This window comes from Streptomyces sp. NPDC050287 (genome assembly GCF_044459385.1).
Classification (GTDB): Bacteria; Actinomycetota; Actinomycetes; order Streptomycetales; family Streptomycetaceae; genus Streptomyces.
The window spans coordinates 24,810-33,939 of the sequence record NZ_JBITIY010000021.1 but is presented as its reverse complement, the minus strand read 5'-3'; the positions used below and the strand labels follow the sequence as shown (position 1 = coordinate 33,939).

4 protein-coding genes, 4 tRNA genes and 1 pseudogene are annotated in these 9,130 nt (G+C 69.0%); all 9 read right to left on the bottom strand.

The window, feature by feature from the left end; translation table 11 throughout:
• Positions 1 to 108 precede the first annotated feature (108 nt).
• A tRNA-Asp gene (locus ACIBK3_RS42730) sits at positions 109 to 183 on the bottom strand.
• A gap of 93 nt (positions 184 to 276) precedes the next feature.
• Positions 277 to 4,245, bottom strand: a complete 3,969-nt coding sequence (hrpA, locus tag ACIBK3_RS42725) for an ATP-dependent RNA helicase HrpA (RefSeq protein ID WP_399373710.1) — start codon at positions 4,243 to 4,245, stop codon at positions 277 to 279.
• 54 nt (positions 4,246 to 4,299) lie between these two features.
• Positions 4,300 to 4,991 (bottom strand): annotated as a pseudogene (locus ACIBK3_RS42720) (hypothetical protein); the annotation flags it as partial.
• 164 nt (positions 4,992 to 5,155) lie between these two features.
• Positions 5,156 to 5,971 (bottom strand): DUF899 domain-containing protein, encoded by an 816-nt coding sequence (locus tag ACIBK3_RS42715; protein ID WP_399373709.1) that lies wholly within the window; start codon positions 5,969 to 5,971, stop codon positions 5,156 to 5,158.
• Between the two features lie 131 nt (positions 5,972 to 6,102).
• On the bottom strand, positions 6,103 to 6,930 hold the full coding sequence (locus ACIBK3_RS42710) for a class I SAM-dependent methyltransferase (RefSeq protein ID WP_399373707.1): 828 nt from the start codon (positions 6,928 to 6,930) through the stop codon (positions 6,103 to 6,105).
• A 76-nt stretch (positions 6,931 to 7,006) separates the two neighbouring features.
• Positions 7,007 to 7,083 (bottom strand) — tRNA-Phe (locus tag ACIBK3_RS42705).
• A gap of 25 nt (positions 7,084 to 7,108) precedes the next feature.
• Positions 7,109 to 7,183 (bottom strand) — tRNA-Asp (locus ACIBK3_RS42700).
• A 37-nt stretch (positions 7,184 to 7,220) separates the two neighbouring features.
• Positions 7,221 to 7,293: transfer RNA gene (locus ACIBK3_RS42695), tRNA-Glu, on the bottom strand.
• 80 nt (positions 7,294 to 7,373) lie between these two features.
• Complete coding sequence (locus tag ACIBK3_RS42690) at positions 7,374 to 8,954, bottom strand: metallophosphoesterase (RefSeq protein WP_399373705.1); 1,581 nt, start codon at positions 8,952 to 8,954, stop codon at positions 7,374 to 7,376.
• Between the last annotated feature and the right edge of the window lie 176 nt (positions 8,955 to 9,130).

Sequence of the window (9,130 nt, the reverse complement as noted above, 5' to 3'; positions counted from 1 at the left end):
GCGGCTGTGCCGCGGGCGCGGCCTCCACGTTGGCAGGGTGGTGGGTCGGGATACGAAGAAGGCCCGCGTCCCTTGTGGGGTGCGGGCCTCTGCGTTCACTGCCTACTGCGGTCCTGACGGGATTTGAACCCGCGGCCTCCACCTTGACAGGGTGGCGAGCACTCCAAACTGCTCCACAGGACCAGGTTTGCGGCGCCATTCGTGCGTTGCGCTGCGAGAAGAGACTGTACAGGAGGGTGTGCCCCCTGCGCGAACTCACCCGGAGTGCGCACACCGTTACGGCGCCGCGGCGTCGATGGCCTTCACGATCCGCTTGTCGGATACCGGGTACGCCGTGCCCAGAGCGTGGGCGAAATAGCTGACCCGGAGCTCCTCGATCATCCAGCGGATGTCCAGGACCGAGGAAGGAACCGGGCGCCCCTGCGGCATCTGCTCCAGCAGCCACGCGTACTCGTCCTGCATCTCGTGGACCTTCTCCATCCGGGTCGTGTCCCGCTGGACGTTCGTCGGCATCTGCTGCAGCCGGCGGTCCGCGGCGACCAGATAGCGCATCAGGTCCGGCAGCCGCCGTATCCCCGCCGCCGTCACGAAGCCCGGCTTCACGAGGGCGTCCAGCTGGGTGCGCACGTCGGCCAGGTTCGGCAGCAGCACCGGGCTCCGTACGGACTTCAGACGGCGCTCACAGGCCTGCCAAGCGGCCAGCACCTGCTGCACCTGGCCCACCGTACGGACCGTCGTGTCGACGATCTCCGCGCGCACCTTGTCGTACAGCTTCCGGTACGACTCCTCGTCCCACGCCGGCCCCCCGAAGTCGCCGATCAGCTTGTCCGCCGCCGCCATCGCGCAGTCGGCGAACAGGGCCTGGATGGACCCGTGCGGATTCGCCGACAGGGCGAGCTTCTGCGGGTTGGTCAGCTTCTCGGATGCGAACTTCGCGGGGTTGACCGGAATGTTGCGCAGGATCAGCCGCCGCGTGCCCTTCCACATCGCCTCGGCCTGCTCGGCCTCGGAGTCGAAGAGCCGTACGGACACCGTGTCCCCGTCGTCGACCAGCGCCGGGTACGCCTTCACCGGCTGCCCCGCCCGCCGTGTCTCGAAGACCGGGGTGAGCGAACCGATCGTCCAGTCGGTGAGGCCCCTGCGTTCGAGGGACTCACCGCCCTGGCGTTCGGCGGTGGCGGCCGCCGCCTGGGACAGGGCCTGCCGCGCCTTCGGCTTCAGACGGAGCTTCAGCGCCTCCAGGTCCTTGTCCTCGGCCAGCTTCCGGCGCCGCTCGTCGACGATCCGGAAGGTGATGCGCAGATGGTCCGGGACCTTCGACCAGTCGAAGTCGTCCGCCTCGAACGGCACCCCGACCATGCGCTTGAGCTCACGCGCCATCGTCACCGGCAGCGGCTCCTGAAGGGGCACCGCCGTGTCCAGGAACCGCCTCGCGAAGTTCGGCGCCGGCACGTAGTTGCGGCGGATCGGCTTCGGGAGGGACCGGATCAGTTCCGTCACGAGTTCTTCCCGCAGGCCCGGAATCTGCCAGTCGAAGCCCTCGTCCGTGACCTGGTTGAGCACCTGGAGCGGGATGTGGACGGTCACGCCGTCCGCGTCCGCACCCGGCTCGAACTGGTAGGTGACGCGGAACTTCAGCGGCCCCTGCCGCCACGAGTCCGGGTAGTCGTCCTTGGTGACCGCCTCCGCCGACTCCCGGATGAGCATCTCCCGCTCGAAGTCCAGGAAATCCGGCTGCTCATGCCGTTTGTGCTTCCACCAGGAGTCGAAGTGCGCGCCCGACACGACGTGCTCGGGCACCCGCTGCTCGTAGAAGTCGAACAGCGTGTCGTCGTCCACCACGATGTCCCGGCGCCGCGCCCGGTGCTCCAACTCCTCGACCTCGCTCAGGAGTCTGCGGTTGTCGGCGAAGAACTTGTGGTGCGTGCGCCAGTCACCCTCGACCAGGGCGTTGCGGATGAAGAGCTCGCGGGAGGTCTCCGGGTCGATCCGGCCGTAGTTGACCTTGCGCTGGGCGATGATCGGGACGCCGTACAGCGTCACCTTCTCGTACGCCATCACCGCCGCCTGGTCCTTCTCCCAGTGCGGCTCGCTGTACGTCCGCTTCAGCAGGTGCTCGGCGAGCGGCTCGACCCACTCCGGCTCGATCCTGGCGTTGACGCGGGCCCAGAGACGGCTCGTCTCCACCAGCTCCGCCGACATCACGAAACGCGGCGTCTTCTTGAACAGGGCGGAGCCCGGGAAGATCGCGAACTTGGCGTTGCGTGCCCCCAGGTACTCGTTCTTGTTGCCGTCCTTCACGTCCTTCATGCCGATGTGCGAGAGCAGACCGGCGAGGAGGGAGACGTGGACGCGGTCGGCGGGGGCGTCGTCCTCGTTGAGGTGGATGCCCATCTGCTTGGCGACCGTGCGCAACTGGAGGTAGATGTCCTGCCATTCGCGAATGCGCAGGAAATTCAGATACTCCTGCTTGCACATCCGCCGGAAGGAGGAGGAGCCCCGCTCCCTCTGCTGCTCGCGGAGGTAACGCCACAGGTTGAGATAGGCGAGGAAGTCGCTCGTCTCGTCCTTGAACCGGGCGTGCTGCTGGTCTGCCTGGGCCTGCTTGTCCGCCGGGCGCTCGCGCGGGTCCTGGATGGACAGCGCGGCCGCGATGACCATGACCTCCCGCACGCAGCCGTTCTTGTCGGCCTCCAGCACCATGCGGGCCAGCCGCGGGTCCACAGGCAGCTGCGCGAGCTTGCGGCCGGTCTGCGTGAGCCGCTTGCGTACGTCCTTCTCCGACGGGTCCAGCGCGCCCAGCTCCTGGAGCAGCTGGACGCCGTCCCGGATGTTGCGGTGGTCCGGCGGGTCGATGAACGGGAACTTCTCGATGTCGCCGAGGCCGGCCGCGGTCATCTGCAGGATGACGGAGGCGAGGTTGGTCCGCAGGATCTCCGCGTCCGTGAACTCCGGGCGGGCCTCGAAGTCCTCCTCGCTGTACAGCCGGATGCAGATACCGTCGCTGGTACGGCCGCAGCGGCCCTTGCGCTGGTTGGCGCTGGCCTGCGAGACCGCCTCGATGGGCAGCCGCTGGACCTTGGTGCGGTGGCTGTAGCGGGAGATACGGGCGAAGCCGGGGTCGATGACGTACTTGATGCCCGGGACGGTCAGCGAGGTCTCGGCGACGTTGGTAGCCAGAACGATCCTGCGCCCGGTGTGCTGCTGGAAGACGCGGTGCTGCTCGGCGTGCGACAGCCGGGCGTACAGCGGCAGCACCTCGGTGAACCTGTATTTCTTCTTCTCCAGCGCGTCGGCCGTGTCCCGGATCTCCCGCTCACCGGAGAGAAAGACGAGGATGTCGCCCTTCCCCTCGCCCATCAGCTCCTCGACGGCATCGGTGATCGCGGTGATCTGGTCCCGGTCGGCGTCCTCGGCGTCCTCCTCGAGCAGCGGCCGGTACCGCACCTCGACGGGATAGGTCCGCCCACTGACCTCCACGATGGGCGCGTCCCCGAAGTGCCGGGAGAACCGCTCGGGGTCAATGGTCGCCGAGGTGATGACGACCTTCAGGTCGGGCCTCTTCGGCAGCAACTGCGCGAGGTAACCGAGCAGGAAGTCGATGTTCAGGGACCGCTCGTGGGCCTCGTCGATGATGATCGTGTCGTAGGCGCGCAGTTCACGGTCGGTCTGGATCTCGGCGAGCAGAATGCCGTCCGTCATCAGCTTGAGGAAGGTGCCCTGCGGATCGACCTGATCGGTGAACCGCACCTTCCAGCCGACGGCCTCCCCGAGAGGCGTGTCCAGCTCCTCCGCTACCCGCTCGGCGACGGTGCGGGCGGCGATACGACGGGGCTGCGTGTGCCCGATCATCCCGCGGACCCCGCGCCCCAGCTCAAGACAGATCTTCGGGATCTGCGTCGTCTTGCCGGACCCGGTCTCACCCGCGACGATCACCACCTGGTGATCACGGATGGCGGCCGCGATCTCGTCCTTCTTCTGACTGACGGGCAGCTGCTCGGGATAGCTGACGGCAGGCACCCGGCCGCGCCGCGCACGCATCCGTTCCTCGGCCTTCGCCACCTCCGCCTCGATCTCACCGAGAACAGCGGCCCGGGCCTCCGGCTTACGAATCCTGCGCGCGCCTTCGAGCCTGCGCCCGAGCCGATGCGCATCACGCAGCGACAGCTCGGCCAGGCGGGGGGCGAGATCACCAAGGGCGGGGGTGCCCGGAGCCGGGGCGCCGGGGGCGGGGTGCGTAGACATACGCGGTCCAGGATCTCACCTCACGGAAACGAGTGACCAATGGATTTACCGTTCCTACAGGCTGAGCGGGAGTGAGTCCTGTTGCCAGGACGCGTGCTCGGCCGGGTGCCCCGAACGGTGTTGGGCATCCTGGTCGCCCGCTTTCGCTCCACGGCCGGGCGGCGCGCATCGTGTGCGCGGTCCGGGCATGTGGGGGCGGGTTTCCTCACGCCTGCGGGTGTCCGGTCGGGCCTGGGCGGTCCGATGCCCCGCACCATCACTCTGGTGATGCGGGGGCGGTGCCGTCCGTCGCCTGATCGGATAACCGTAGGCGCGTCGCCCGATCGCGATGCTTGCCGCATCGTGCCGGGACGGTTTGCGTCGTGGGGTGGTCATCGGTTTCTGCCAGTGCTGGGCACCCCACCGGGAGGTGTAGGCCGGATCCACCGCCACGACCGCGATGCCTTGCTCCTCGGCCATCGACACCAGCCGGGCTTTGAGCTTCGCAGTAGGGAAGCGGGGCGCCCCCGTGCCGGGTCGTGGTGGATGCGGTAGGCCACCGCCCGATGGGCGGTGATCCGGTCCAGCCACTCCTGCCACCGATGCTGAAACCGTACGGTCGCGTCCAGCAGGTAGCGGCTGTGGGGTGCGTTGGCCAGGTGGGCGAGCGGGGCCGGGAGCTTGAGGGAGAGTTGTCCGGTGTCGGTGACGCGGATCGTCTCGTTGCCGAAGCGCTTGCACCCGAATTCGACTCCGGAACTTCCGTTCCCCTCCGACACCAAAGGACCACAGGAAATCCCAGGGACGGAGGAGACCCTCCTGGCGCACAGCGGAACAACCGCATCCAGCATGGGCACTCACTCACGCTCACCGGAAATCACTCATGCTCGGTAAACCAGCAGCAGTTGCCGACTCCGGCCCGCCCCGCCCCTCAGTGGTGGTGGCCGCGCCGGCCGAGGGTCTCCACGGGGGTCGCGCCGGGGCGGGTCCACTGCGGCACGGGGCGGCTGGTCGGGCCCCAGGTGGCGTTCCCGTCCGCGTCCGAGCGCCAGTACCAGCAGGCCTGGCCGCCCCCGGCCGGGTGCCCCTCGCGGACGGCGCCGATCACGGGCCGGCCCTCGGGGTGGTCCTCCCACGCCTCGCCGCGGCCGTAGGGCGTCATGTCGAGCAGGGCGAGGGACCCGTTGACCGGCTCGTTGCCGCGGCCCGTCGTGCGGTAGGTGAGGAACACGCGGTCGCCGTCGCGCAGGAAGCAGGCGATGTACCCCATGTCTCCGCCGACCGGCGCCTCCACGCCCCGCACCGAGTACCAGGGCTGGGTGTACCCCATGAAGTCGACGTAGGCGGCCACCTCGTCCCACGGGCCCGTGGTCAGGATGGCGAACGAGACGCCGCGGGCGTTGAGGTAGACGGCGTCCTTGAGGTGCCAGGCGGTGGTGGTGCAGCCCTCGCACTGCCCCTGGTGGGGTGCGCCGTCGTACCACATGTGCTGGTAGACCACGAGCTCGTCGCGACCCTCGAACAGGGCGAGGAACGGGACCGGGCCGTCGGGTCCGACGACCTCGACCGTCCCGTCGAGCTCCACCATCGGCAGCCTCCGCCGGGCCGCGGCGATCGCGTCGCCCTCACGGGTGTGCGCCTTCTCGCGGACCAGCAACTCGTCACGGGCGTCCTGCCAGGTGGCCAGGTCGACGATGGGCGGCTTGCCGGGGAGGCGGCTGTTCGCGTTGCCGGGCATGGTCGTCATGGTGTCCTCCGTGATGTCTCGTGCCGGGCGGCGTCGTACGACGTCCTACGACACTCACCAGCACAGACTCACGACCCGGCCGGAACTCATCGGTACGGCTGGGACTCATCCCGGTAGGGCTGGAGCCGCGCCTACCGAAGCGCGGGGACCGTTCGTGACACCCGCAGTTCCGTGAGATACCGCTTGGTGACCCGGCCTCCGTACCGCCCGTCGATCAGTCCGGCGATGCACGCCAGCAGTCCCTCCCTGGCCTCCGGCGGCAGCGCCCGGTGGCCGGAGTAGGTCTGCAGCACCTCCAGGTACTCGGCCGTGGTGTACGTCAGGTCCCACTCGTGACGCCGGAAGGCGACGGGGCCGAACCGGCCGCTGCGTGCGGCCTCCTCCGCGTGATCCGAGGTGTCGACGTCGTCCGCGGCGGGAGGCCGCAGTCCCGGTGGGGTGGCCGGATCGAAACGCTCGTAGCAGCCCTGGACCTCGACGAAGAAGTCTTCGGTGCCGCCCGCCACATGCTGGTTGGCGACCACGGCGAGGGCACCACCCGGCCGCAGCGCGTCAGCGGCTTTCGGCATCCGCACCGCCGGATCGATCCAGTGAAACGCCGACGCGGCGACGACGACGTCGAACGGCTCCTGAGGCAGTGACCAGGTCTCGAAGTCCGCCGTCACTATCTCCACCGCCTCGAACCCGGCCAGGTTGCGCCGGGCGACGGCGGCCATGCTCGCGCCCAGTTCGACGGCGGTGATCCGGCAACCTCGCTCGGCGAGCGACAAGGTCGCTTTACCGGTGCCCGCCCCCACCTCAAGGACCCGACAGCCGGGGCCGACGCCGGCCACTTCGGTGAGGTCGTCGAACAACTCCGGCGGATATCCGGGCCTGGCCCGGTCGTACAGTTCCGCGTCCTCGTCGAAGGTCCGGCTCAAGTGGACCCGGCGTGTTTCCTCAGGTGTGTCGTCGCGCATGGCTGCACAGTAGGGCCATGCACGAGAACACCCCCGCCGGAAGATTCCGGAGGGGGTGTCTGCCCTGGTGGGGCGGTGGTGGCTGGGGCCGGGATCGAACCGGCGACCTATCGCTTTTCAGGCGATCGCTCGTACCAACTGAGCTACCCAGCCACGAGGTCTCGCGGGGAAACCTCAGCGGTCCTGACGGGATTTGAACCCGCGGCCTCCACCTTGACAGGGTGGCGAGCACTCCAAACTGCTCCACAGGACCTTGCTGTGTGTACGACAGTGTCGCACACGGCGTTGCGTGCCCCCAACGGGATTCGAACCCGTGCTACCGCCTTGAAAGGGCGGCGTCCTAGGCCGCTAGACGATGAGGGCTATCGGCCCGCCTGGGCGCTTCTCAGCGCGTCGGGGACGTCTGCAGCATATGGGATGGCGGGAGGGATCGCCAAAACGGTTTACGGGCTGGGGGTGGAGGGGGTGGACGTGGAGGTGGGCGACGGGGTGGCGCCCGGCTGGTTTTCCTTGGCCAGGTGGCGGCTGACCTCGGCTGTCGTCTCGCCCAGGCCGCCCAGTTTGATCGCGTCCCAGGCCTGGAGGCGGTGGGTGTCGCGGTCCATGTAGAGGATCGAGGCCTCGATGGGGGCGGGGTACTTGTGCTCGACCGCGCGCAGGCCGCTGCCGCCGGTCGAGCCTTCGAGGCGCAGCCGGGTGCCGTACTTCATGATCTCCATCTCGTTGTGGTGGAGGTGGCCGGCCAGGACCATCGGGACCTCGCCGTCGACCTCTCGGGCCGCCGACGGTTCGTGGGCGACGGCGAGGTCGACGGGGGTGCCGGCCGTGCGCTGGTCGCGGAGGGCGGAGGCGAGGCGGGCGCCGGCGAGTTCCTCGGAGGCGTCGCCGCCGGGCTTGTTGGAGCGGTCGGGCGTGAACTGGGGGTCGCCGATGCCGGCGAAGCGCAGTCCGGCGACGGTCTGGGCCCGGCCGTTGTCCAGGACGTGCACGTTCTTCATGCGTTCCAGGTAGTGCTGGGTGGTCAGGGAGTCGTGGTTGCCGCGGACCCAGACGTAGGGGGCGCCGAGGTCCTGGATCGGATCCAGGAAGCCGTTCTCGGCGGCCGAGCCGTGGTCCATGGTGTCGCCGGAGTCGACGATCACGTCGACCTTGTACTGCTTCACCAGCGAGGCGATGATCTTCCAGCTCGCGGGGTTGAGGTGGATGTCGGAGACGTGCAGGACGCGGATGGTGGTCGGGTCGGGCGTGTAGGCGGGGAGCGTGGAGGTGACGTCGTACAGCTTGGTCACGTTGGTGACCAGACGGGCCAACTCCTTCTGGTAGACGTCGAACTCGGTGACGATGCTGCGGGCGTTGCCGACGATGGAGGGGGCGGAGGAGAGCAGCCCGGAGAACTTCGGTTCCAGGACGGATTCCGGGTTCCAGGTCGCGTACGCCGTTCCGCCCGAGGCGGCCAGGAGGGTGAGGGCGAGGCCGCCGGCGGCGAGGGCGCGGCGGGGGCGGCGGTAGACGGCGAGGCCGAGAGCGGTGGCTCCGGCGACGACGGCGACGCAGGAGCGTACGGCCAGGTCGAGGGTGCCGTGCTGGACGTCGCGGCTGACCTCGTCCTGGAGGCCGGAGAGGCGTTCGGGGTGGTCGACGAGTGCCTGGGCGCGGACCGGGTCGAGCTGGTCGACATTGACGTCGAGGCGGACCGGGGCGTGGTGGCTGTTCAGTTCCAATGCGCCGAGCGGGGAGACGTTGATCTTCGTGCCGCCGGTGAGTGACGGGCGGAGGGTCATCGTCGTGTTCATGGGGCCGACGGGGGCCCTGACGTTGCCGACGATCAGCAGGCCGAGCCAGGCGCCGAGGACGACCACGATGACGAGGCCGAGGGCGCGCGCCCAGGGGTGGGGCTGGTGGACGAGTTCGACGGCCGGGTGGGGGCGGCGCGTGCGGTAGCGGCGTGCGAGGGCGTACGGGGCCCTGCGGACGGGGTTCAGGATGTTCAAGATGTGTCGGACGGCTACGGGGACGCGGGCCATTGGTCGCGTATGCCCAAGTCCGGGTGCGGGTATGCGGGGGTGCTCATGGCTCTCCTACGGCGGGCGGGTGCCGGACAAATGGGTCTGAGCTGGAGATGGCGCGCGAGGCGTTCGGGGCGGAATACGCAGGATACCCCGTCGTGTACCTTTTTACTGATCTTCAGTACGTCGGGTGA